The organism is Pseudoalteromonas luteoviolacea NCIMB 1944 (genome assembly GCF_001625565.1).
Classification (GTDB): Bacteria; Pseudomonadota; Gammaproteobacteria; order Enterobacterales; family Alteromonadaceae; genus Pseudoalteromonas; species Pseudoalteromonas luteoviolacea_F.
The window spans coordinates 281849-306809 of sequence record NZ_AUXS01000032.1; the positions used below are offsets into that span (position 1 = coordinate 281849).

At 41.2% G+C, this 24961-nt stretch carries 24 protein-coding genes; 3 read left to right on the forward strand and 21 right to left on the reverse strand.

The window, feature by feature from the left end; translation table 11 throughout:
- Positions 1-16 precede the first annotated feature (16 nt).
- The 11 genes from N483_RS12615 to N483_RS12665 form a co-directional block, all read right to left on the reverse strand.
- Positions 17-517: a GNAT family N-acetyltransferase gene (locus N483_RS12615; RefSeq protein WP_023401481.1), complete on the reverse strand. Its 501-nt coding sequence runs from the start codon at positions 515-517 to the stop codon at positions 17-19.
- 172 nt (positions 518-689) lie between these two features.
- Positions 690-3884: a hypothetical protein gene (locus tag N483_RS12620; protein WP_023401480.1), complete on the reverse strand. Its 3195-nt coding sequence runs from the start codon at positions 3882-3884 to the stop codon at positions 690-692.
- A gap of 622 nt (positions 3885-4506) precedes the next feature.
- Positions 4507-5127, reverse strand: a complete 621-nt coding sequence (locus tag N483_RS12625) for a hypothetical protein (protein ID WP_023401479.1) — start codon at positions 5125-5127, stop codon at positions 4507-4509.
- Between the two features lie 149 nt (positions 5128-5276).
- The gene (locus N483_RS12630; protein WP_023401478.1) at positions 5277-5891 is read right to left on the reverse strand and encodes a hypothetical protein; all 615 of its coding nucleotides are present in this window, start codon (positions 5889-5891) and stop codon (positions 5277-5279) included.
- Positions 5892-6173: 282 nt separating this feature from the next.
- The gene (locus N483_RS12635) at positions 6174-6731 is read right to left on the reverse strand and encodes a uridine kinase (RefSeq protein ID WP_023401477.1); all 558 of its coding nucleotides are present in this window, start codon (positions 6729-6731) and stop codon (positions 6174-6176) included.
- Positions 6732-6772: 41 nt separating this feature from the next.
- The gene (locus tag N483_RS12640) at positions 6773-7081 is read right to left on the reverse strand and encodes a hypothetical protein (protein ID WP_155250818.1); all 309 of its coding nucleotides are present in this window, start codon (positions 7079-7081) and stop codon (positions 6773-6775) included.
- A 107-nt stretch (positions 7082-7188) separates the two neighbouring features.
- A complete protein-coding gene (locus N483_RS12645; RefSeq protein WP_023401475.1) occupies positions 7189-7824 on the reverse strand; it encodes a Vat family streptogramin A O-acetyltransferase in 636 nt (211 codons plus the stop codon).
- 19 nt (positions 7825-7843) lie between these two features.
- Positions 7844-8377, reverse strand: coding sequence for an RNA 2'-phosphotransferase (locus N483_RS12650; RefSeq protein WP_023401474.1), 534 nt, complete (start codon positions 8375-8377; stop codon positions 7844-7846).
- 79 nt (positions 8378-8456) lie between these two features.
- Positions 8457-8747 (reverse strand): hypothetical protein, encoded by a 291-nt coding sequence (locus N483_RS12655; RefSeq protein ID WP_023401473.1) that lies wholly within the window; start codon positions 8745-8747, stop codon positions 8457-8459.
- Between the two features lie 87 nt (positions 8748-8834).
- Positions 8835-9728, reverse strand: a complete 894-nt coding sequence (locus N483_RS12660; RefSeq protein ID WP_023401472.1) for a helix-turn-helix domain-containing protein — start codon at positions 9726-9728, stop codon at positions 8835-8837.
- An 86-nt stretch (positions 9729-9814) separates the two neighbouring features.
- Positions 9815-10861: a S66 family peptidase gene (locus N483_RS12665; protein WP_023401471.1), complete on the reverse strand. Its 1047-nt coding sequence runs from the start codon at positions 10859-10861 to the stop codon at positions 9815-9817.
- 302 nt (positions 10862-11163) lie between these two features.
- On the opposite strand from N483_RS12665, the gene N483_RS12670 reads away from it, so the two are divergent.
- On the forward strand, positions 11164-11487 hold the full coding sequence (locus N483_RS12670) for a hypothetical protein (protein WP_023401470.1): 324 nt from the start codon (positions 11164-11166) through the stop codon (positions 11485-11487).
- A gap of 65 nt (positions 11488-11552) precedes the next feature.
- On the opposite strand, the gene N483_RS12675 is transcribed toward N483_RS12670, so the two are convergent.
- The 5 genes from N483_RS12675 to N483_RS12695 all read right to left on the reverse strand — a co-directional run bounded on the left by N483_RS12675 (position 11553) and on the right by N483_RS12695 (position 15695).
- Complete coding sequence (locus tag N483_RS12675) at positions 11553-13736, reverse strand: OsmC domain/YcaO domain-containing protein (protein WP_023401469.1); 2184 nt, start codon at positions 13734-13736, stop codon at positions 11553-11555.
- A 288-nt stretch (positions 13737-14024) separates the two neighbouring features.
- Complete coding sequence (locus N483_RS12680; protein WP_023401468.1) at positions 14025-14243, reverse strand: DUF6500 family protein; 219 nt, start codon at positions 14241-14243, stop codon at positions 14025-14027.
- A gap of 239 nt (positions 14244-14482) precedes the next feature.
- Positions 14483-14683 carry a tautomerase family protein gene (locus N483_RS12685; protein WP_023401467.1) on the reverse strand — a complete coding sequence of 67 codons (201 nt, stop codon included), beginning with the start codon at positions 14681-14683 and terminating at the stop codon, positions 14483-14485.
- Positions 14684-14701: 18 nt separating this feature from the next.
- Positions 14702-15067 (reverse strand): nuclear transport factor 2 family protein, encoded by a 366-nt coding sequence (locus tag N483_RS12690; protein WP_023401466.1) that lies wholly within the window; start codon positions 15065-15067, stop codon positions 14702-14704.
- Between the two features lie 16 nt (positions 15068-15083).
- The gene (locus N483_RS12695; protein WP_023401465.1) at positions 15084-15695 is read right to left on the reverse strand and encodes a glutathione S-transferase family protein; all 612 of its coding nucleotides are present in this window, start codon (positions 15693-15695) and stop codon (positions 15084-15086) included.
- Positions 15696-15847: 152 nt separating this feature from the next.
- Between N483_RS12695 and N483_RS12700 the strand changes: the two genes are divergently transcribed.
- On the forward strand, positions 15848-16744 hold the full coding sequence (locus tag N483_RS12700; protein WP_023401464.1) for a LysR family transcriptional regulator: 897 nt from the start codon (positions 15848-15850) through the stop codon (positions 16742-16744).
- On the opposite strand, the gene N483_RS12705 is transcribed toward N483_RS12700, so the two are convergent.
- From N483_RS12705 to N483_RS12725, 5 genes are all read right to left on the reverse strand, one after another.
- Entirely contained in the window at positions 16734-17660 is a 927-nt protein-coding gene (locus tag N483_RS12705) for a helix-turn-helix transcriptional regulator (RefSeq protein ID WP_196764406.1), read from the reverse strand. The genes N483_RS12700 and N483_RS12705 overlap by 11 nt on opposite strands.
- Positions 17661-17714: 54 nt before the next feature.
- Positions 17715-20804, reverse strand: a complete 3090-nt coding sequence (locus N483_RS12710; protein WP_023401462.1) for an efflux RND transporter permease subunit — start codon at positions 20802-20804, stop codon at positions 17715-17717.
- Positions 20804-21949 carry an efflux RND transporter periplasmic adaptor subunit gene (locus N483_RS12715; protein WP_023401461.1) on the reverse strand — a complete coding sequence of 382 codons (1146 nt, stop codon included), beginning with the start codon at positions 21947-21949 and terminating at the stop codon, positions 20804-20806. The genes N483_RS12710 and N483_RS12715 overlap by 1 nt, the downstream gene beginning before the upstream one ends.
- Entirely contained in the window at positions 21939-22826 is an 888-nt protein-coding gene (locus tag N483_RS12720) for an ABC transporter six-transmembrane domain-containing protein (RefSeq protein ID WP_023401460.1), read from the reverse strand. Before N483_RS12720 ends, N483_RS12715 begins: the two co-directional genes overlap by 11 nt.
- A gap of 243 nt (positions 22827-23069) precedes the next feature.
- Positions 23070-24137: an energy transducer TonB gene (locus N483_RS12725; RefSeq protein WP_023401459.1), complete on the reverse strand. Its 1068-nt coding sequence runs from the start codon at positions 24135-24137 to the stop codon at positions 23070-23072.
- 383 nt (positions 24138-24520) lie between these two features.
- Between N483_RS12725 and N483_RS26995 the strand changes: the two genes are divergently transcribed.
- Positions 24521-24700: a hypothetical protein gene (locus N483_RS26995; protein WP_155250817.1), complete on the forward strand. Its 180-nt coding sequence runs from the start codon at positions 24521-24523 to the stop codon at positions 24698-24700.
- Positions 24701-24961: the final 261 nt, after the last annotated feature.

The following is a 24961-nucleotide window of genomic DNA, read 5'->3' on the forward strand; positions in this document are numbered from 1 at the left end:
TTTTAGCATACATGCTCTAGAAGTGAACAGCCAATATCACACTATTTTGCGAACCTGCACTGCGCTTTTGCGGATCATGAAACGTATCAACAACTAAGAACCCGGCTTTTTTCATCATGCCAGCGGAGGCAAGGTTTTCTTCATGCCTTTCAATGAACACCGCTTTTGCACCTTTATCTTTAGCCAACTCGATACAGTGATTCAAAAGCTGTGTGGCTATCCCTTTGCCATTGTGTTCAGCTGACACAACAACATCCCCTATAAATGAGATATGTTCTAAATCTGCATATTTAGTAAGGTAATCAGGGCTAGATGTTCCATCGATCAAAACAGCCATACCGACGACTTCATCAGCTTCCAATGCCACCATAGCCTCTGCACTAGCGCACTCTACCAATGCAAATTCATCATCAACACCGTCAGGGGTTAGACAATTCCACTCGTTAGGACCGTGTTTCCATAATAGTGATTTTAGATTGGATAATTCTGATAGTTTTGCTTTTCTGTAAGTGATCATTAAGTGAATACTCCTTTGGGACTTAATTTACACCAATCATTATATAAATGAATTGCTTAGTAAATAATTTTAGAGCACTGTAAACTTAAAAAGCCCTATATTGCTACGCAAAAATAGGGCTTTTAGTTGTTGCTTCAAGAATACAACTTATATCAGCTGATACAACAAAGGGCTATTGCTTTGTCATTTTGCTCACTGCACCATGGTTAAAATACGTCGCATAATAAGACAATTGATGTAAATCACCCATTTGATGTATTAACTGAAATCCATCAGATACTTTTTTGGTCAAAGTAAAGCGATAAACCCATGGAAAGTCGAAGGTAAGCGTTAAAACGTTGCCATCAATATCCCAGGTAAACTCGCTGCGATTTCCATTCTCAGAGAGAGAATATCCCACTCCATCTTCAAAGTGGTAAGTACTCAATTCATTACCGAATTCATAATATTTTTCGACAGACCAAGTACCAATTATTTCATCCTTCGACACATTTAGCCCCTGCTTAGCGTCAATCTTCGATAAAACCTCTTCCGTTGTGGTTTGCTCGCTCAATTGGCCATCTGAATATCTGTCAGTGGTTACTGTCAACACTACATTTTCATTTTGCTCTTCAATTTCAACCTTACTTAAAACTTCGAGAAAATAGTCAGGTATATCTGTTACTGGGGCACCTGTTAAGGATATTTTCCCATTAGACAACGCATAGTCCATATCCCATTCTGTACTGGATGTACGTCTGAAGGCCACTTTGCCATTTATCATTTGCTCGATGGAGTAATGCTTAGAATTGAACTGCGTGGTGTCAAGCAGATGACTTCTTTGCCGGGGCACAGCACCGGGCTTTGTATACCAAGTCTGATGTTTATCGTCGCTGCAACCTGCTTCAAGTTCATAAACACATACACTGATAAAATTATCAGTCTCTTCAAGTAGAGATACTTGCATTTCAGTATCGCCATCAGAGTATTGAAGAAGGCCATTTACAATCTGCACTGGGTAGCTAGCATTGTTTCGTGTAATTGTGCTGATGAATTCGTCATTGTTGAACCCCTGCTCTCGAGATATTTCAATTGTTGGCGAGCTTCCCATCTCTGATTCAACATAAAATCGTGTGAAATCACTCAGCATTTCAGATGAGAACTGCTTATACGTATATTCTGGTGTATAAATGTAGTGATAGATACCTTCACGGGTCTGACCTTCCTGCTCAGTGCCCACTTGCTCGACCATACGGCGATAGACTAAGTAATCACTTCCCTCTACAGCCAAAAACTCATATTCCATATACGCAGTTAATTCACAGCCTTCCGTTACCTGTTCACATACCCGGAAGAGGTTATCTCTAAAATATTCTCTATAGAAGTGGTTGTTTTCCAACTTGCCATGACGGTATCGCGTTGACCCTGAAGCTCCTACTCTCACATCAAGCTTTTCTGAGATTCGAAGTTCATGCAAAGCCTGTGTACGACCGATAAAGCCAGTCCATCGTCCAGCAATCTGCTCAGCAGTTACCGTCAAATCAGACTGCTTTGCAACCATAATTCCGCCATATGACACACTACGCTCATTCTCGTCGTCAACCTTGTGCGTTTCTTTGGCAACCAAAGTCACACCGATAGAGCCTGCATTTGTAGGCCATAATTGAAGAACTTTTGCCCCTTCTCCGCTTTCAATACTGACAACTAAAGCATTGCCTTGCAATTGCCATGTTGCAGTTTCACCTGCAATGTTTGAAGTAACGCTACCATCTTCATTGAACATATAGCGTTTGATAGTTTGGTCTTGCGATACAAAATCTCTGTCGAATAACTGTATCAACCACGTTTTACCCGCTACCTCATCAGCAGTTAATGAAGGGATAGATTGCTTATCCATTAGCCGATAAATATCTAGAGTATCAAGCTGTGCTTCTTGGTTTAGTTCACCATCAACAAATTCTTGAGTATGTGTATTCAACTCAATGATACTTGAGCCGTTGCTTGCCCGTAATGTATCTATCGATAATTTAGATGATTTATGTACAACCGATGCGTAAACCCGATTGCCTTGCTCATCAACTACCTCTGCACCGTTCTCATCCCTTTTTACTCTGCGGGAAGTATAAAGAGTTACCGGCTCTTCAAGCTCCATCACTGACAACCCATCTATCAAACTCAGCTTGCTCACCGCTACAGCAGTTTCAGCGACAAACTTACCTTGGCCATTTTCATCAAGGGACAAATGATAAGCAGATGTATTGTAATATTTAGATTGATATAGCAGATAGTCACCTTGAAGAGACACCACTGCATTAGACGTTAGGTTTTTATCGTCCAGTATTTGCTTCTTAACTTCAGAGAAGTACGCCGAATTGCTTGATTTGACCATTTGTTCAAATTCGCTGGCTTTCTCCTCGTTGCTTACCAAAGCTAAAGTCGAAGATACGCCTTCAGGTAACGAGTAGTTTTCAGAGTCGACAATCACCTTAATAAGCGTCGCCAGTGTTAACATCGACTCTCCATCAACAGCCTGTAAGGCATCATTTAGACGCTCATCACTCACCAAATCAATGCCTGTGCGCTGCAACAGTGCGTATTCAGCGGTGGTCACATTGGTCACGTTAACTGAAAAGTTTTCCTCATTGTTTAACACGCCATCATCACCCGCTTGTGCTTTTAGCGCGCCAATGGTGCCAAGTTGAGAAACAAACTCAACTTCCGGCTGTGCATCAGAGCCCAAAGCGACAATTTTGAGCATTTCATCGACTTCAGTTTCGTCAACTTCGATAGTTGCAAGATACTCACCTTTTTCATTAGCAATAACGTCAACATGCTGCTCACCTGCGACAAGCTGAACTTTTGCATGTTGAATTGGGCTATCTGTGACAACACCTTGAACCGTTAGGCTTTCTGTGATGCGGTTAATGTTAACTGTGTGTACTTGTTCAACTTTTTCATCTTCGTCATCAATAACAGTTACAGTAAAGTTGACGACGTGATCTTGATTAATATCAGGTACGGTAAACGTCGCGTTGCCAGTGTTATCCGTTACCTTTTCAAGATCGATACTCGCATCATGGGTCCATGCAATGGATTTAATTTCGCCATCGTCTTGGGCACTGAGCGTCAAACTAAAAGCCGCTTTTTCTTGAACGTCACTAGGGCCCGATATCGTGACAACTGGAGGTGTAGGCTCTGGTGTTTGATTGTCAGGCGCTGGCTGCGGTGTTGCCTTATCAGGTGCAGTAGGTGTAACCCCCTGATCAACAATTGTTTGGTTATTATTTTTTGGTTCTTCGTGTGACTCTGAGCTACCACATCCTGTTAGCATTATCGACGCAATCGCAGAGGCCAAAATTGGCATTTTATAGTGTTTTTTTGTATACATATTTTGCTCATTAATTAAGCAAGGCGCTTAAAGATTTCCTGTATTTTTTACTTGTTCGCAATATTGCAACAACCGCAAGATGCTAACAAAGTGAGCATAAAAACAAAACACCTAACAAAAAAAATTAAATTAAACATATAGACAACAAGAAGAGCCTCACAATTAACATTACCCAGCACAGTTACTATTTGCAAAACCCCAAGTGATACGCGCACACTTATCGAAGCGACGTGATTTCCTATTGGTATATCTTAATATTGATTAATATAGAAAATTTAACTTCCCGTACACTGGCGAGTTGCGATTTATTACTAATATGGAGAGTTTGCAGTCTGAACATTAACCTGAAACAAGTAGTTTGACAGGTAACCGGGTTGAATTATTAAGGTCTTGAATTAACCTGTGAAGGGTCTGCAGGCTCATTGGAATATTGAAATGGCGTTTTTTGTACGCATAGCCTTCAAACCATTTTCATCTGGCCAGTATTAACGTACCTAGTTAACGCTTTTTGAAACGCTGAGGGAGTAGCCCTTGTAACCACTGCCACTCCCTATTTTACTGAATTTACTCAGGGCTTTTTTTCTCTGGACGCTCTTCTGAGCGACCTATCGAACATCCCTATTTAGCTATTCGCTGCCGCCTTGTCTTTCGTAAAAATAGTCAAGTTAAGCTCCTCAATAAGCCTATCCAGCTTTGGGTGGTTTTCTTTATCTAAGATAGTTTTATAAATCCATGTATAGTATGGATTGCCTTGAAGTAACTCTCTAGCGCTACTTTCACCGATCAGGGAAGACATTGCTCGATACTCTAAATAGCAAACAAGTAAGTGTGACAGGGTGCCACCTTCGGTGCCGCTACCCAATGGCCTTTGATACTCGACTTTAGGAAACTCCTTTTTAATTGCACCTTGAAACTCATCAATCGTCCCCTTCCCGTTCAATACCACATGCCAGTGAAATTGCTCATGCAGAAAGGTAGATAACACTTTCATGTCACTTTTTAAATATGCATCAGCCGTATTCATGGTTAGTATAGGATGGCTGTGTGGTACCCTTGCACTTTCATTCACCAGTATATCTTTAGTATAAATCCAGTGCTCTATATCATATTCACCTACGAGAGCATGTATAGTATTTTTTATTTCAACTTCTTTTTCAGAATCATTCGCCATTTTTATTGATATCTTTGCATCAGAAAGAAAAGAAACCATAGTTAAAAATACAAATATTACTTCTTTAGTCATCAAACAACCTAGTTATTATTTTTAATTCACATTTAAAATACACTATCATTATAAACATAAAATGAACGATAGAATATATTGGAGTAATCAACTCAGTGTTATAAAAACCAGAAGCGCACAAAGCTTCATCGTATTGCATAAAGGAAAAGCTAACGTATTATGGCCTGGCCTGTTTTCGCAGTCACAAATGCGATAAGAAGAAACGCACAACCAATCACACCGTTTGTATAAAAATCTAACGATAAACCAGCATTAAAGCCTTGAGTAATAATTACTGCAAACATCGCTCCCCAACAAGTAACCGGGATCAGCAGTAAAAGTCCGATACTACGAGTAACTCGATTAACTAAAAACGCGGCAGCATTGAAAATAAAAGACAAAACCATGCATATCATAAAACTCCCTATAAGCAACGAAAAGCCAAACGACCGACTATCCGAAATACCCTCACCAAACACAGAAGAGATAAATATCCATATCGCAGCAATCAACAGCGATGCACTAGAACCATAAGCGAAGTAAGCACCACCTCTGGCATATAGTGGAGCTTGGATAGATACTCGTGGATATAACTTGAGAATGCCTAAAACACTTGCAGCAAGTCCGATGATCGCTGGAACTGCAGCCCAGAGCAAAGACATCTGGTATCCTGAAAAATGCCTGAGCCATAAACACACCGTATTTACTAGCATAAAAACGCCAGCGATTAAGAACAACTTCGTATCCCAATTTGTAGTGCATTTGGTCATTTTATTTGCGCTCATTATATATCTCTCCTTTCCATTTTTTTGTCAGCATCACGTTTTGCGATAGATTACGTTGCCTAGCTATTTAAGCGTGTATCGTAATTGTTGATGCTAGTATCCTTGAGAAATACGAAGTTATCGTCCTAACGGGCCCGTTCGAACTTTTTTATTGCAAATATTTTCAATAAGTTAGGAAGTTTTGGTTTTTTCATAAATTGCAGTTTCTAATACCATGGCAATCAATGTGGAATGCGGCTCAAGTTAAGTATGGTCTCTGGTTCAAAAGGCGTATCACGACGCCTAAACGAGCAATTTACTGCGTAGCTGTTGCAGTACAAAATTGGCTAACGCTTGTTTTGGCATTACATTGCTTATTTTTAGGTCACAGCGGTGCCGAGTTTGCTCAAGCACATTTAGATAGATATCTCTTAGGTAGTCTTCATATTCACATAGATATTTAGGTATGGCGGTCAGTGAATCACTATTTGGGCTGTTGATATTTCTTGAGATAACCCGTGCCAAGCAGATCTCAATTGGTATATCCAGCACAATGGTAAAGTCAATATGCAGCGCCATAGCGCGCCTGCATTGCCCAAACGGCTCTTCAATAACAATAAAAGGTGCGTCGGTATAAAGCTTCAAATGCTCGAGCGCAGCAACAAAACGTGGCGTGGTAATTTCTTCAACATTACAACCTCTTTTCAGCCATTGCTTCATGTTTTTTGGGTAAGTATTCACATCAATATAGTCATCGAATACCAGAGACGGACAGTCTAGCTGTTTTGCAAGACGTTTAACGAGTGCCGTTTTGCCGCTCCCAGACACACCACTGATGGCTATAACTATTGCTTTTCCCATTCAAGCATCTTACCACTAATACATACGCACTTTATGTCGCATTATTTGGCAAACGACCTACAATGCCACGCTAACCCAACCATTATTATTGCAAGCAAATTGACCGAGATAGTGACCATATCAAAATTGAGTGACAGGCCAATAACGGAAAATGGGTTCAGACCAAAGCTCCATTGTTGCCATTTAACTGTTAAAATTTGCAATAAACTCATTACGAGTAATGGCGTAATAATAAAAAAAGGCTTGTTTTTCCAGCTGTAAATAAAATAAGCATACAGCACGGTAAAAAATGCCATAGAACCTGCTTTAATATAATCAGTGAGGTCCGTAAAGTTATCACTAACATTCATAAAGAGCACTAAGCTAATTAAATTTAACACTAATGTTACTACCAAAAGTGAATAACTTAATTTATACCTTTTCAGGGATTTAAACCGAATATCCAACTTCTCTTGCGTCATTTATTTGCCCTGCGTAATTTTTCTAAATCTCTTCCTACAATCGCTTCAAGGTGCTCAGTCACTTTATCGGCAGGCCAATTCCACCATGCAATGTCTTGCAGAGCGTCGATGATGCTTTGCTCGAAGCGCTTTTTAATCACTTGAGCTGGGTTTCCGCCCACAATGCAAAATGGCGGAACATCCTGAGTGACCACTGACTTGCTGGCAATGATAGCGCCATTACCAATTTTTACACCTGGCATAATTGTTGATTCGTAGCCAATCCATACATCGTGTCCTATCTCTGTGTCACCTTTATAGGGTAATTCACCATCCTGAGGCATTACTTTTTCCCAACCATTGCCAAATATTTGGAAGGGGTATGTCGAAAACCCTGACATTTTATGATTGGCACCGTTCATGATAAATTTTACGCCTGTTGCAATAGCGCAATACCGACCAATTTTCAGCTTATCACCGATAAAATCAAAATGATAAAGGACATTCTGTTCAAAGTTTTCTGGGCCAGCGGGGTCATCATAATAGGTGTAATCCCCCACTAGAATATTGTTAGAGCTAATAAAGTTTTTTAAAAAACCAACTTGGGGGAACCCGGTTAAAGGGGATTTATCGTCTGGATTTGGTCCGTTCAAAACTACTCCTTAATTGTATTTATGTGTCGAATAAAAGCTTATCAGCGGGGACCTGGTCAACTAGCCACACATTGTTTTGGGTTTTATAGAACTTGGCACCCAGTTGAAACATACTTTTCGCCTTGATACCCAGCAACACCGCGTTGCCATAACGCTCTCCAACAGCAATCGCGCTCTGCTTTGATTCTGTTAAATGAACATGATGCCGTTCACCTTTTATCAACCCGCTTTGCTTAATTGACTGCATAAACCGAGTTGCCGTGCCATGGTATAAAATATCAGGAGGGGTTAATGGCGTTAGACCGAGCTCGACTTGAACTGAGTGTCCTTGATTGGCGCGGATCTTTTTACCATCATCACTTATTGCAAAGCGTTGTTTGTCATTTGAGTTTACGATGGACTGAATAAGCTCATACGATAGTGAAAAATCTTTTGAATTTTCAATCAACTCCTCTATCTGAACCCAACCTTGGGCATCGAGCTGTATATTAGCCATCTCAGGCTTATGGCGAAGAATCAAACTTAAGTATTTAGATATTTTCTTATTTTGCATAGAGCTTAATTTATCCTATTTATAGAGATAAATTAAGCTCTTTTTACAATATAATCAAAGTAGTACATGTACTGCCATATCAATATTCGTATGATCTGAAATAAAGAATACGAGGCGGCGCGGACATAAATGCAATCAAACCTTTTAAAACACCATTGCTATCGATAAATTGCATATAATTTTTATGGTGCTCTACACTTTGCCAATCTTCATCAATCAGCATGGTGGTCTTGTTCTCATCAAAACTGATTGATACTCGCTGACACCCTGCAAACCCTTTTACAGCAGGCACATTCTCAGTTAGAAAGTCATCCAACAGTTCGGACTTTACTTCACTTAACTGACATTCAATAATTACTTTTACAGACATATTTGCTCCTCAGCATAATAAGTCATTTCAGTTTAAGCTGAGAAGTAAGAGTAAATGCCGTAATTCGAAAAAAGTGCCGTTTTTCGGTCAAGTTTTCATCGCACCTTGTTTTGGTGTCTCGCCATACTGGTTTTTATAAGCTTTGATGAAGTGTGAGATATTGGTATAGCCAACTTCCAGTGCAATATCAGAAACCGATAAACAACCTCGTTCAACCAATGACTTAGCGTATTCAACCCGTTGCTTGATCAACCACTGCTTTGGTGGCTCATTAAATTGATGTTTAAAATCACGTTGAAAGCCAGATAAGCTACGACCCGATAATTTTGCTAGATCTGCAACAGAGAGTTTTAAAACAGACTTATTCCCAAGCAGCCTTTTTAGGTTTCTACGCGTAGGCAGGGTATGATCAGCCATACTCAACATTGCAACGAACTCATCACCACTGACTTGACGCAGGATAAATAACAGCTCTGTAAGCTTAACATGGAGTATAGGATTAATATCCATTCCTTGATCAACGCACAATCTGAGCTGCTCGAAGAAGCCTTCAATTAAGCAGTTTTCCAGATGTAGCGAAACTGGCGGCGGTTGCTTGCCCTTGGCTACCGGCGTCAATTTATCAGACAACAAAAATTGTTCAATTACACTTCTGTCAAAAAATACCAGCCACGCCTTTAGATTCTGAGTACTGCGGACAAAATCGGAATGTAAGTTTTGACCTTGGCATAATAAAACCGATTGCCCAGCACTAAGTTGGATCTGCTTATTATCCCAGCATGTCAGCGTTTCAGAACCTTCTTCAACATAGACAATGCACAGTTGATTAGTATAAAACTCAATATCTAGTAGGTTTTGCTCTAAATCCTTGCTGTAAATGGCTGAACCATTGCGAGCTGCCAATTTACATACATCCGATAGCGCGCCAAGTGCCTGGGGGATCACCAAAACATGTTGCTGGCAATAATTTGCTGTATTCATCCTTGTTGCCTTATCAAATTTAAACATTACAAACTGGTTACATGCAGATAATTTAGACTAGTTAGGGCGGTAAAGTGAAGAAAGAATTACAATTTAAACGGTGATTCCAACGCCTTAATCTTTTGCTTTTGAACATCGATTTCAATACTTATGCCCAATGGTAATATCATTTGTGGATCTGTGTGTCCAAAATCCAAGTTGGTCACTATTGGGAGCTTGTCACAACCGAACTCTTCTTTAACAACTGATAAAATGACCTCATCAAGCAATTGTTTTTCGTCATCACTGTAATCCCGTGCTCGGCCAAAAACCAGCCCAGAAAGTTGCTCAAATACCCCCATTACTCCATAGTTACGCAGCCAATACCTAACATAATCAATTGCTGGCTTCTCTTGGGATGTTTCTAGAAAAAGTACTTTACCTCGCCAAAAATCTTGTCTTGGCCAGTACTGTGTGCCTTTAAGCATTTCAAGTACCTCAATACACCCACCAAACAAGGGTCCACTTGCTTTGTATTTTTTCGCTGAGTCACCTTGATAGAACCTCGGCCCTGTATTGATTTGTTGTGGTTTCAGCTGCCCTGCAGCGCTCGGTTCTGACCAGTCAGGGTAACCGTCACTGAAATGAGTGAATACAGGAAACTCAGACTCATTATGCTCCCCGTATATAAATGATCTAACATACGTTTGATACTCATCAGACATATTATGGATCTGAGCAAACCCAGCCATTACAGATGGCCCGTTAAAGGTCACTATTCCTAACTGATGTATAAATGCGGACACAGCCGTAAAATCAGAGAACCCCATTATAAACTTTGGGTTGGCCTTAATAATTTCTGCGTCCAGATATTTTAATATCCTCGCAGAGTCTGAGCCGCCTATGGTCGAAATGATCCCATCAATGTTGTCATCACCAAAAGCATTGTTTAAGTCACGAGCTCTAGCCTGCGGGCTGTTGAACACTTCGTCAATATCCATGGTAGCTGTTGGATATTCAACCACGTTAAATCCAAGTGCCTTTAAGTTACTCAATCCTTGATGATAAACTTGAGGAAATACTGATGGTAGACCCGTTGACGGCGATAATACGGCAATATTATCACCCGGTTTTAATTGCTTTGGCTTAATCATCTTAGTGTCCATTTCTATTAATAATATCAATATATTCAAATATTTATTTAATTACTACCCTTATATACATTTACAGATAACAAGCACCAAATGCTAAAGACTGCCAGAGTTAGTGAATTGAGCGGGTTATTTGTTATGTAGTAGTCCCCCAATTGTGCACTTTTTGTAATTTATGAAAAACCCTGTTAGGGTGAAAAACACGTATATCGAACGGAATAGCTATTTTTTGGATTAATAGAAGAAAGATTTTCCCCATCAAAACGGGGCGAAAATTCAGTTAAAAACACTATAAAGGAGTTGTTATGTTCTGGATGATTAATATTGTAGGCGTCGCTATTGCCATATACTTTGTAGATCTCGAATCCAATTCAGTCATTCAAAGTGTGATCAGTCCAATTGTGATAGCGGTGCTTTCTCTTGCCATAATTATAAAACTGTTTATTAACAGCAAAGCACAATCAGCTTCTTACATGAGTAACAGCGGAAATGGCGCTCATTCAGGAAGCCCTTTCATATATGGATCAGAGAAAAATAAGCCCTCAGGGGAGAGTGACCACAGTAGCGATAGTTCAAGTCCTAGTCCTAGCTCGAGCTTCGGTGACAGTGGCGGTGGTGGTGGCGAATAAAACCTTGCCCAAATACAAAAAAGCCTGCGTTAATAACCTCGCAGGCTTGTTAATATTGCTGTTCGTTACTTAGCAGCCAAAGCAGCTCGTGCTTTATGAAGCTTGGTATAGCTTTCAATCAATTTAAGGTGCTTGTCCAACCCTTTAAGCTGAGTATTGGTTTCTGTTAAGCCATAGAATTTAACATCACCATTAATCGAACCAATCACATTATCCATGATTTCTTGGCCAAACATGCGTGACAGGTTATAGATATAATCTTCAATCTCGAGCTCTTCATCAAGGGCTATTTCCAAAACAGTCTGCATCGCTTGATAGAACAACCCACGTTCAACTGTGTTGTCATTGTACTGAAGGAAAGACTCAACCAGATCCATTGTTTCTTCAAGATCACCCAGCGCCAAATAAATTAGCAGCTTAAGTTCTAGAATGGTTAACTGACCCCAAACAGTGTTTTCATCAAACTCAATACCGATTAATGTAATGATATCGGTATAATTATCCAGCTGGCTTTCTTCTAGGCGATTTACCAAGTCAGCAAGCTGCTCATCAGAAAGCCTGTGTAGGTTAAGTATGTCTTCTCTGTACTGCAGCGCTTTATTGGTGTTATCCCAAATTAAGTCTTCCGCAGGGTACACTTCCGAATATCCAGGTACAAGAATACGACAAGCAATACCTAAATCAGTGAATTCAGCAATATACGCTTCCTTACCTTGCTCTTGTAAAATCGCAAATAATTTGTCGCACTCTTCTTCATTGGTTCCTGAAAAGTCCCACTCAACAAAATCATAATCTTTCTTCGCGCTGAAGAAGCGCCATGAGATCACACCCGTTGAGTCAATAAAGTGTTCAACAAAATTCTCTGGCTCAGATACTGCCATACTGTTAAATGTCGGACGAGGTACATCGTTTAAGCCCTCAAAGCTACGGCCTTGTAGTAGCTCAGTTAAGCTGCGTTCAAGCGCAACTTCTAAGCTTGGGTGTGCACCGAACGAAGCAAATACACCTCCTGTTTTAGGATTCATCAGGGTGACACACATTACAGGAAACTGACCACCTAAAGAGGCATCTTTAACAACGACGGGAAAGCCTTGTTCTTCTAGCGCTTTGATACCATCAACAACGCCAGGATATTTGGCAAGCACATCCTCTGGCACATCAGGTAAAACAATTTCTTGTTCAATGATCTGCTTTTTAACTGCACGTTCAAAAATCTCAGATAAACACTGTACTTTGGCCTCAGCCATGTTGTTACCTGCACTCATTCCGTTACTTAAGAATAAGTTTTCAATCAAATTAGACGGAAAATAAACCGTTTCACCGTCTGAATGACGAGTGTATGGAATAGAACAAATCCCACGCTCGACATTACCCGAGTTTGTGTCAATTAAGTTTGAGCCTTTTAGCTCGCCGTCCGCATCATAAATTTCGCGTGTATATTGATCTAAGATCTCACTTGGAAGCGCATCATTTGGACCCGGCTTAAACCATTTTTCATTTGGGTAATGAACAAAGTCACTATTCGCGATTTCTTCGCCAAAAAACTGATCGTTGTAAAAGAAGTTACAATTTAAGCGCTCGATAAACTCACCCAATGCAGAGCAAAGTGCACTTTCTTTGGTCGCCCCTTTGCCATTGGTAAAGCACATTTGAGATGCCGCATCTCGGATATGCAATGACCAAACATTTGGTACAATGTTGCGCCATGAAGCAACCTCAATTTTCATACCTAAATCGGCCAAGATCCCTGTCATGTTGGCAATCGTTTGCTCTAAAGGCAGGTCTTTACCGAGGATAAAGGTGTTTGCTTCTTGCTCGGGTTTGACCATTAACATTGCTTGCGCATCATCATCAAGGCTTTCAACATCTTCAATTTGAAAATCAGGACCCGTTTGGATGACTTTTTTCACAGTACAGCGGTCTATCGAGCGTAAAATGCCCTTTCTGTCTTTTTCAGAAATGCTTTCAGGTAGCTCAACTTGAATTTTAAAAATCTGATTATATCGGTTTTCAGGATCAACGATATTGTTTTGAGAAACACGGATTCCGTCTGTCGGAATGTCTCGTGAAACACAGTAAACCTTTACAAAGTAGGCCGCACAAAGTGCTGATGAAGCTAAGAAATAATCAAACGGACTAGGTGCTGAGCCATCTCCTTTATAACGAATAGGCTGATCAGCAATAACACTAAAATCATCAAACTTGGCTTCAAGTCTAAGATTGTCGAGAAAATTAACTTTAATTTCCATTGAACTCTTCCACAGTTTTGTGCGGCTACCGCAGGACTAAGGTAACTTCCTCAGTGATCCGGTAGCAAAAATTATCTTAACTGTGCAATTATCTTCTTTTTCACGCCAATAGTCTTGGGTTAATTGCAGATAAGGAAAAATAAATGATGTTTTGGCAGGCTTCTTTGGTCAAAGCGGATGAAATTCGCCCACAGCTATCGCTATTTCCTTTCTAACTCAGCAGCTCTCGCATTCAGATTAGCAGTATTAAGAGAATCTGGCAGCACGTAAAGCCACCGAGCGCGCACATTACAAACCTTGTAACACCATATCTTTAACTTTGTGTGCTTTTTCAAAATGATCTAACTGGTGCGTCTGTATCCACCAAGTTGCAGCTTCCATCAGTAATTCTGGGTCACTATTTTTATTGGCAAAAAAAGCGTAAAAAGAAACGCCAACGTTGACCCCCTTTTTCTCTATTTTTTGGTCGCAGACTTGTACAATTTTTTCTCTTAGGCTTGCTCTCATAATTGGCCATTTATACCCTACAACTGATATGGAGATAAAATTATACGCGAATATAATAAATATTAAATGTAAATAGTATTTATGGGACTTGCAAATAGCCTAAGCTATTTACAAACTCCCAAACATTTACGTTACTGGACAAATACTGAATGTGCACAACAACCCAGAATAAACCCCCCATTAATCTATATTTTTTTAGAAATAAAATATTCACCTTTCACTATCGAATAATATAGCTTTTACTTTTTAGCCCTTAACGTTGACACCTGATCATAACCGATGCCCCAATTGTCAGTGTCAACTTCATCAATCACAACAAAAGTCGTACTGGGTACTTTGTTCAATACAGATACCACCAACTGTGTTGCACCACTGATCAACGCCTGTTTTTGCTCTTTCGTGACACCTTCTTTTGTGACTTTAATATTGATATACGGCACTTTACTCTCCTTTAATATTTAGATATCGGCATACATTTTGTTGACAATGCGCCACTGCCCCTGCTCTTTCAATAAACCTAAAAAATCCAAATATTCACGCCCAAGTAAAGGGCAATACAGTTTAACTAAAGCCTGATCACCAACAATATCGAGCGAAATGACTTTGTAGTTGTATTGCTCTCCTTGTTCGAAGGGCACGGACCGCCTACTGACTAAAGCTAACCACTCTTCTCTTGTTCGCCTTATACCAGGTGCTTTGAGCACTGCACAATCACAAAAAATATTACGTAACTTTTCAACATCTGCGAAGTGCAGCCCATCGCAATAGCGTTTTATTACTTCATTTACCTTATCAATCTCGGCAATGTTCTCTTTGTAGTGCATTGAGACCGCCCTTGTGTTAATTGGACTGTTCGGCGCTAACAGCTGCTTTAAATGAGTCACGCTCTCTCACTTTATCCAACACCTGTTGTACATTATCAGGAATGTGTATATCGACAAAAAAATGCTCTCCCCAGCTTGCATACACGGTTAAGAATATATCTGCTACGCTAGGTTGTTGACCGCCTAAAAATGGACCGAGATGCGCCCGTGACTCAAGCCGCATCCCAACTGTTTGCCAAATCAAATTGATCTGCTCAGCCGCTTTAATTAAAGAGCGTTCCCGCTCACCCACACTTTCAATATTGTGCGTAGCAAAAAACAACCGGCCATAGGCTGGGTGCATGGTGGCGTTGGCCAACATCAAATCCTCTATGATTTGTTGCTGCTTATTAGGATCTGATGACCAAAAATCGCTCGGGTGTGACTGAATAAGATGAAGCATAATCGCAGCCCCTTCTGTCAATACCTTGTCTTGCATGACTAACGCAGGCACATTCCCCAGCGGGTTTATCGCTGTAAAATTATCTGTATGTAACTTATTGATCAATGTGAATTCTTGCTCAAGTTCTCGCAAAACAACCTGCACAGCAAGCGAACAGGCACCGGGCATAAAATATAGGGTATACATAAGCTTTTCTTCCTCTAAGTTTGTCTATAGTCCTGAAATTGAAACCACTTCAAATTTCATAAAGCCAGTGTAGAAAAACTGATTTATCTTATATATAGTCACAATACGAACCACATGTTTCCTACAAGGAAACAATTTATAGGAGTTCAAAAGTGGATAAATTACGTGCAATGGAAATATTCGTTGACCTTGCAGAGTATGAGAGCTTTACCCGCGTGGCAGAATTAAGAAATACCACCAAATCCATGGTAAGTAAGGAGATGTCAAAGCTAGAACAACATCTCGGTGTGCGTTTACTGCACCGTACGACACGTAATCTCACTCTGACTCATGCAGGGAAAGTCTACCTAGCTAGCGCAAAAGATATTCTGGTTAAACTTGCTCAAGCAGACTCTCGCATTCAATCGCACACAAATGTGATAAAAGGAAAGCTCAAGGTCAACGTGCCAATGGCACTTGGCCTTACTTTATTGACCGATTTTTTCAACAACTTTATGCGCCAACACCCATACATTGAGTTGGATATTCATTTAAGTGATGAAGATATTGACCTTGTGGAGCACGGCTTCGATCTTGGGTTTCGTGCAACAAGCAAACTACTTGATTCAAATTATGTAGGCAGACCACTCACCCAGTTTAGCTATAAAATCTGTGCATCCTCCGAGTACGTCGATAGTCACTCCGTCATTGTTAAAGCCGCAGATCTACAAGATCACAATTGCTTTGAATACACTTACTTTAAAAACAAACACATTTGGCCTTTAGAAAATGGAATTGCTATCAGCGGCTCATTAAAAGTGAATAGCACACCATTTATGCTAGAAGCCGTTAAAGCAGGTCATGGTATTGGTTTTTTACCCGACTTTGTATGCGATAAAGCACTTGAAAATGGAGATGTGATTGAGCTCTTAGAACACTGTAAAAAGCCACAATTGACTCTGTACGCGCTGTATCCAGCAAGACATTTTGTGCCTGACACTGTGCTCACCTGTATAAAATTGCTAGAGCAGTATTTTGCCAGTTTGACAGCCCACCCCCTTACATCATGACAGGCACTTGAAAGGAAAAAGTAACGCCACCAGTTACCGTCATTTCGATATCGCGTACAATTTCGACAAAATAACCATTAGGATCTATCTGATATCCAGCAAACTCAATGGCTTTGAAAAGTTGCTCTAGTGCGACACTGTAGCCTGAGTCGGACACTATATATACATCGCAACAAAAATAATGGCCTTCGGCCAAGGAGATGGTGTGTTCAGATGCGCAAACTTGCCAATCCCCTATGCGTGTTTTGATATCTTGCCAGCTATTTTCTAGCTGGCTGACTGGCGTCATCCCCATGATACGGGTTGCTCTCTCACCAAATGTTTCAAAAATTGTGTCCCATTCGGTGCTGATGTTTGGTAGTAATTTCATCCCTCTTTGTGGATACCAGACCAATTCGCAGGGTAAATTTTCAGCGAGTTTATTTTCTAAAGAACCGTATTCATCTGGGTGTGCGAGCTTGGCAAGTATTTCAGCTGTTTGTCTTGGCGTCCCCGTCACGCCCATCGCGCGGATCTGTTTTGCCGTTAAACCTAGGGTATTTTTTAAAGCCTTGCCCAAAGACTGAGATGATGCAAACCCACATTCGTGAGCTATGTCGATAATTTTATAGTCCTGTTTCGAGAAAATATAATGGACAGCATATTGTAAACGTACTCGACTCAAATATTGCCCAGGCGTTTCTTTAAACAACTCTGAAAATTGGCGATGAAAATGAAAAGGTGATATCGCACTTTGCGTGGCTATTTGCTCCCAACATAGACCAGACGCGAGGTCTTCATGCATTAATTTGAGCGCAGTCACAAAACGCGTTTGTAGATTCTTTGGTAAGGACTCCAATAGAGCGTATTCTGGTACCAAAACAAATGGTGTGGGTTTGTTTTCTGACATAGGCGCGATAGTTGTAACGAAAGCCACAACTATCGCGCGCTATTTCAAAAAATGCAAATAACAGCCTGTAAGCAATTGTAGTTAAGCAGTTTGCTCTGCCAACAACAAATCTCGACGTTTAGGTTGTTTGCGACAAAAAAGTCCGAGCAATACAGGAATTAATATCAGTGTCACTGACGTTGCAAACAGCTCCCCAAAAACCAGAGCAACCGCCGCAGGTTTTAAATACTGTGCCTGTTCCGCTTGTTCAAATAGAAGTGGTAACAAACCACATACGGTGGTTATTGTTGTTAAAAATATCGCCCTAAATCGACTTGTTCCAGCTTGGCGCAGAGCGTCATCCAGTGACAGGCCGCCCCGGTATAAGTGATTAAAACGCGTGATCAAAACCAAAGAGTCATTCACCACGATCCCTGTCATCGCCATCATACCAAACATCGACAACAAGCTGATCGGCAAGTCCATAATGTAGTGACCAAATATCGCCCCAGCAAATCCAAAGGGAATGACCGCCATAATTATCAAAGGTTGCCAGTACGACTTGAGCGGGATTGCCAACAAAATATAAATCAAGATTATCGTCATTAACATCGCTGACTTAAATCCTTTAGACACTGCGGTTATTTCTTCAAACTCACCACCAGCTTTAATTTTTACACTTGGAAATACTTGCTCTAAACGGCTAATTTCACTCTGTAGCTTTTCCATCACTTCCTCAGGTGACTGAATATGCCGATCTTGTTTCCAATAAATGTTTACAACTTGCGCTCTGTCCCTTCTATGCAACACATCAGGCACCTGCTCGAAACTAAATGTTGCAACATCTTCTAATCGAACACTATCGCCATTACTCAAAGTCAGTAAACTGGCTTTGAGTTGTGCCAAATTTTGCCGCTCATGTTTAGCATACCTAACCAGCACCTTGGTCTCTTGTCCTTGATCCAATATTCGGTGTACCTCCCTTTGCCCAAATGCTTCTCCGGCAAACTTTGCAACCTGATGCTGAGTTAAACCAAGCTGTTGACCGTAATCACTCAGCACAATTCGTACTTGCAGCTGACCACCTTTTGCGTCGTCATAAATATCAGATACTCCAGCTTGTGACACCAGTGCGTCATAAAGCCTAGAACTGACTTGTTTTGCGATTGCTTTTTCGGGGGCTGTGATGGAAATAAAGGTACCACCAGCAGGAGCTTCTGCTGCGGAAAATTGCACAGAGTATGCGCCTTCAATAATACCCGTTTGTTTGCGCCAAGTATCCGTCAGAAGATAACTGGGCAGAGTACTCAAAGACTCACTAGTGAGCTCAGCTGTCACTTCAATATCGCCATAACCATCTGACCACCCGAGTAAATTTACAATAGGCTTAGACGTCAATTGAAACTCGGCTTGCAGTTTATTTGCAACTTGATTGGCCGATTTCTCCAGTTGAACCAATGCTTTTTCCTGCAATTGTAAAGGCGCACCATCTTGCAAAGACACTTTAGCCGTAATGTATCGCCCTGGGATCTCCGGAAACACCGAGCTACGGATAGCCCCTGTCGACCACATGCCATATGCAAGGGTAATAAACGCCGTAAAAAATAAGATACTAGCAGCTTTATAACGAATTGATACATTAAGTATTGGTAAGTAAACCCGTGATTTCACAGTTGCGAGCCAAGTTTGAGCGCCTTGCTGTATTCGGCTGATAAATGTGTTTGAGTTCTCTGTGTAAGAGGAAGCGCCTAAATGAGAAGGCAAAATGAACTTACTTTCAACCAGTGAAAACAGCAGTGCTATTATCACGACCACGGAAAAGCCTGCTAATAACTTAGCAAGATCGTTATTGATCCAAAGCATCGGAGAAAAAGCAGCTATCGTAGTGAGTGCACCAAATATTGTAGCGACAGATACCGACTGCACACCTTTAAACGCTGCTACTTGCCCATTCTTACAGGCGCCACGCTTATCGTATATGGCCTCTCCTACCACTACCGCATCGTCAACCAGTATGCCCAACACCAGAATAAAGCCAAATAAGGTGATATCGTTAATGCTGTGGTCGGTCAGTTGTAACGCCCCCAAAGTACCAAACAGCGCAACTGGAATACCAGCAGATACCCAAAACGCCAATTTTAAGTCTAAGAAGATCCCCAGTAATACAATTACAATGAGCAAACCTTGCCACGCATTGTTACCTAATCTAAATAGCTGCTCTTCAATATAAGGGGCCATATCCGCCATAGTATCGAGATGGACATCTGCGGGCAGCTGGCGGCGCAATTGCGCTAACGTGTCGTTCACCGCAGCACTCACATGTAACAAGTTGTCCGATTGACTCGTACTCACTAATAACGCAATGGCATTTTGCCCGTTATTGCGCACTATTGAGCCTGTTTGTTGGTAATCACGATAGACGTGTGCAATATCAGCTATGCGTATTGTTCCCGTCGTCTTTACGACAACAGGCACGTTTTTAAGCGCTGTAACACTATCTGCAAAGCCATCGCCCCGCAGCAGCAAACGACCACTCTCACTTTCTAACTCGCCACTTCTTGTTTCCAAAGAGAATTGCTCTATTGCTGACGCAACATCCTCTAACGTAATACCTAGTTGAGCAATCTGAATTGGATTAGGCTCAATCACTAACTGAGGATTGCGACTGCCCCAATTATCGACACGAGAAATATCGGCATGCTTTTTTAGCGCAACTTCAACTTGCCTCGCAATGGGTTGCAAACTGTTATTTTCCCTTTGTGCTGACACGATCACAAATGCAGCCAAATTAGTAAATTCATCTTTGGCAACTATGGGTTTTTCAGCTAGTTCAGGAAAGCTCGCAATGGCATTCACGCGATTTCGTACATCATTCAAAAGCGTATCAATATCTGTAACTGTGGTCTTTCTAACCGTCACTGTAGAAAGCCCAGCACTTGATTGACTGACAACTTGCTTGATGCCTGTGACCCCGCTTATTGACTCTTCAACTCGCTGCGTAATTCCCTCATCAATTTGCGCAGCTGTGCCGCCGGGATAAGGCACCGTAATGGAGATGGTTGACGGCGGGATCTGCGGAAAGGACTCAACTCGTAATTGCCCTAACGCGAGCACACCACTGGCGATAATCGCCAGCATCAATAGATTTGCTGCCACGGTATTGTCGATAAACCACTTGGTTAGCCAGCTCATCAAGCACCTCCGCTATCTGCAAGTTGAACCTGATTTGAAAGCGGTTCAACTTGTGTTCCAACAACCATGCTAAGTAGCGGATAAACCACCACTTGCTTCGCACTATCGTCCATTTGATTAAAGCGAATGTAGGTATGTGTTTGGCTTTTCGACAGGATCTCTACAGGCTCTTTTTGCAAAGTACCGTCATCATCAACAGTCCAAACAAAGCCATCTCTGGTTAATGCACTTTGCGGCACTTTAAAAGACAGTGGCACTCGAGCTAAGCCAATATTAACCTGCACAGGCTGGTTTGGCATGAGCCGAGTTGTCAGTTCATACGGATCCGAAACTTTTAAAATTAACTGTCGCTGTCTAGTTGTTAAGTCCATGCGAGGCGCAATATACCTGATCTGTGCAGGCCATTTACCGCCAGAACGGTCGGTCACGTTAATTTCGAGCAGTTGATGTTGCAACTGGCGTTTAAGCCTACGCCAAACTGGCTCTGAAATAGGCAATACCACATCAATGCTGTCGCTTGCCGCAACTTCAAATAGCGCTTCACCTGCGCTTAGCCAATCGCCTGGGCTCACGGCTCTCGATAAAATTACAGCATCGTATGGGGCAACAATTTGCGCTTCTTCGAAGCGCTTTTGCATACTTTTGAGCATCAGCTTTGCCTGACTCAAATCCGCTTTTGCTGCGGCAACTTGCGGCTCTCTCTTGGCAAAGCTGCTCTGGTTTTTACTCGATAACATACTCAAGGCAACGGACTGCTCGTGAAGCTGTTGCTCCAATGCCAACTCTGAGTGATAAACACGGCTTTGTGCCTGCGCCATTTCAGACTCAAGGTGAGTTGTATCTAACTTTGCCAAAGGCGTCGCTTTTTTCACAAGCGCTCCCGGCTCAAGCTCGGTATCTAACCACGCTAATTGCCCATCACTCGTTACCTTTAACTGTGTCACAAAACGAGCACGTGTATTACCAATTAGATCCAGTGTTGGTATATGAGACTGGGGTAATACGATTGTCGTTGATACTGGTTGCTTAATGCTGTGATTCGTTTTCACAACTGGTGCTTCAATAGCAAGTTCATCCACCACGATCAGCGCCATAAATATCGCGCAAAACCCTGCGCCAATCGCCATTATATTCTTATACTTCATAGCCAATTTCCTTCTCAGTGAGTACTTGTTCGTTTCGGTTTAGGCGCTGAGTGATCTCCTCTAGGCGCGATAAAACTTGCAGCGTCACAGGCAACATAATTGCAGTGTCAACGAATTCGAGTGAATAAGTGAGGATAGAAAACACCTCCCCTGTAGTTGGGCTTGGCAGCAAGTTTACGAGCCATAAATTGCCAAGCACCGACATAAATAGCAGCGCAAAAATAAAGCCATAAACCAGAGCTTCTGTATCTGAGAGGGCGATCTCATGTTTTTTTAGTTTTTCTAAATGGGCGCTCAATGCTGCAAACGGTTTGCAGCTCAGTATTTTTACCTGTTGTTCCGTTTGATCATTTAATTTGCCATTTAAGCGCTTAAAGGTTCCGTGGCAACAGGCGTAAACGAGTAACATAGCAATACTAGCGACCAACACACTTAGCGCGAAATACGTATGAAATGTAGCTAAAATAATGACTATGGATACCAATTGGATTGCGGCAGTCAGCAAAGCAGGTAAATCGTTTTCAAGAAAGTCGACAAGTTCTCTCGACATAGTTAATCGCGCATTTTTTGCGGAAACATCCGCACCTCTTAAATTGTGCGCAACGGTTTCAGCGAGCTTAACGCGAATATCACCGTATACCCGCGTATCGTAAAAACGGCGCAGCACGCTGATGACGATTAAACCGAGTAAGCTGGCAGCAAACCCCAGTAGCGGCGTTGTATCTTGTGCCAACACACCATCGATTACATAACCTATCAATAATGGCAGCAAAATAAGTAGGATGTTTTCAGCAATTACCATTAACCAAGTAATGGCAACCTTAACAGGGCTTAATTTCACTACCGACCACAGTGAAATGGAGTTTTGAATGGACATATTATGCTCCTAAGTACTTCTAGAGCAGAATTATGACCAATTATAAAGTGGAAAAAGTGTCCTCACTTGCTGTTTTCAATGCTCATTGGCTTTATCAGCAATGAATCATAGAACATGGATTGCGGGGCAAGCCCACAATGATGGGCCTTATCCAGCAAAGCTCACAATGACGGGCCTTACAATATTAAGGCCCAAAATAACCGCTTTGCCTAATGTGCAACTTCGACTGTTACACCAAGTTCATTATACTTTCTTATTCGTCAGGTCTTTTTTGACCTGTGACGTTTCAACCAAGCTAAAGTGCGCACCTTTGTTGCCATGAATATACACTTGGCAACCCTGCCAACTTGATGGGATGCTCCACTGCTTCTGGGGCTGAACTTCATACTTCGAATAGTGATTGTCACACCTAATTTCCAAAGACGTTAAATCACCTTTGATATCTGATATCGTGAATGCATTTCTCGCCAACTTATGGCGCCACAAGGATCTTGTTATTTCACCTTTTACCCAAATGAGCTTACTTTCATCTTCAACCAGTGCGTGTACCCTATCTATGTAAGGTGCTAACTTTTTAGCCGATGCTTCTGCTCCAGGTAACTCTGACAAGCGGTCAAATAGCGACAGTGCATACGTAAGCTTATTTTGCTCCATATTTAAAACTATTGCGCGAGAAAGATAAGCGATATACATTTCATCAGGCACATGCCCATCATTAAACTGTATTACTCTTACAATGGCGCGTAGTTCATTCACTCTGTCGTTTTTCGCCGCGTAATATCGCGCTTTTGCCACCCAGAAATAGCTGTCTTCAGTAAAGTTTCTTAACTTTCGCTCTTCCATTTCACGAAATAACTGCGGTACTGAATCAAGATCGTTTTTATCAATTTTTGAGACTATCTTTTTATAACGGTTTAAAAAAGGACGAGAAACCCCTCTATAGTCTTCCGGCATAAAAAATGTTAATTGAACTTGATTTTTACACTGTTTGACAGGTTTATTATTTTGCATCGCAGGCTTAAATTGCCACTTATTAACAGCGTTCAATGCCGAACGCTCAAAAGATGCATCCCCAGAAGATCGCTCAACAACAGCAGATTCAACCTCACCCTTTTCATTTACCACGTAACTTAATTGTACCCATCCCTCTCTGCCGCGCTCTGCGGCCTGCCTAGGAAAGATTGCCGCAGGTTTATCTATTGGCACAGCATCAACGAATTCACCACTTGATTGCTCAGATGAATCAGAGTTTAAAGACGCGCTAGCTTGAAACGAAAAAGCTGCAATTAGCATTATTGAAATGAATTTCATAAACATCCTTTTTTTAATTAAAAAAACATCTGCGAGACGGTACGCCATTATCAGATGTAGGTTCCTTTGCTTGTTATATTCAATATTTAAATTGCTACTGGAAACCTTACAATAAGTTTTGAATGTTTTATTCATATTGCATTGCTAAAAAACAATCAAAAAATATCTATATGTAAGTTTATGTAAAAAGCACAAGACAAAGTTAAAGTTATATTTGACGAGTGCATAATACATCAAGTTTAAGTAAATACACTAATCTACTTGGTAAAATTTCAATAGCCATCCGCTGAATAAAACCACAACCTCTAGTGGTTACACTTTAATAACACAGATATATTTTTATTAACCTAACAAGTCGGAAAATTTGAATAAGAGGAATCAATGTGAAACTAGCACTTAATAAAAAGCGTATGAAAAGCCTAAGTACAAACGGACAAAATTTACCCAAAACACAAACTCTTAATATTGCAGGAGGTTGCAATTCGGGATGGGCACATTGCTATGGCAATACTTTAGCATGCTGTTCTCAAGGTACTTGTCGCAGCCGCTACTGCCAACAATAATTACCGTGACCAAAACATAGATTGCGGGGCAAGCCCACAATGACGGGCTTAAATACCTAAGCCTACAATAACTAGCCAACCCAATTGACATGTCTTAAGCATCAAATCCAAATGACTGGTCTTAAACATAAAGGCACGCCCCCTCCCTCGTCACCCTGAACTCGTTTCAGGGTCCATAGTGCAAAAGTCTAAGGTGAAGCAAGCTGTTTTATCAGTTGCCGAGGTAGTTACCTATAATACGCTCCCACCACCAATAAACAT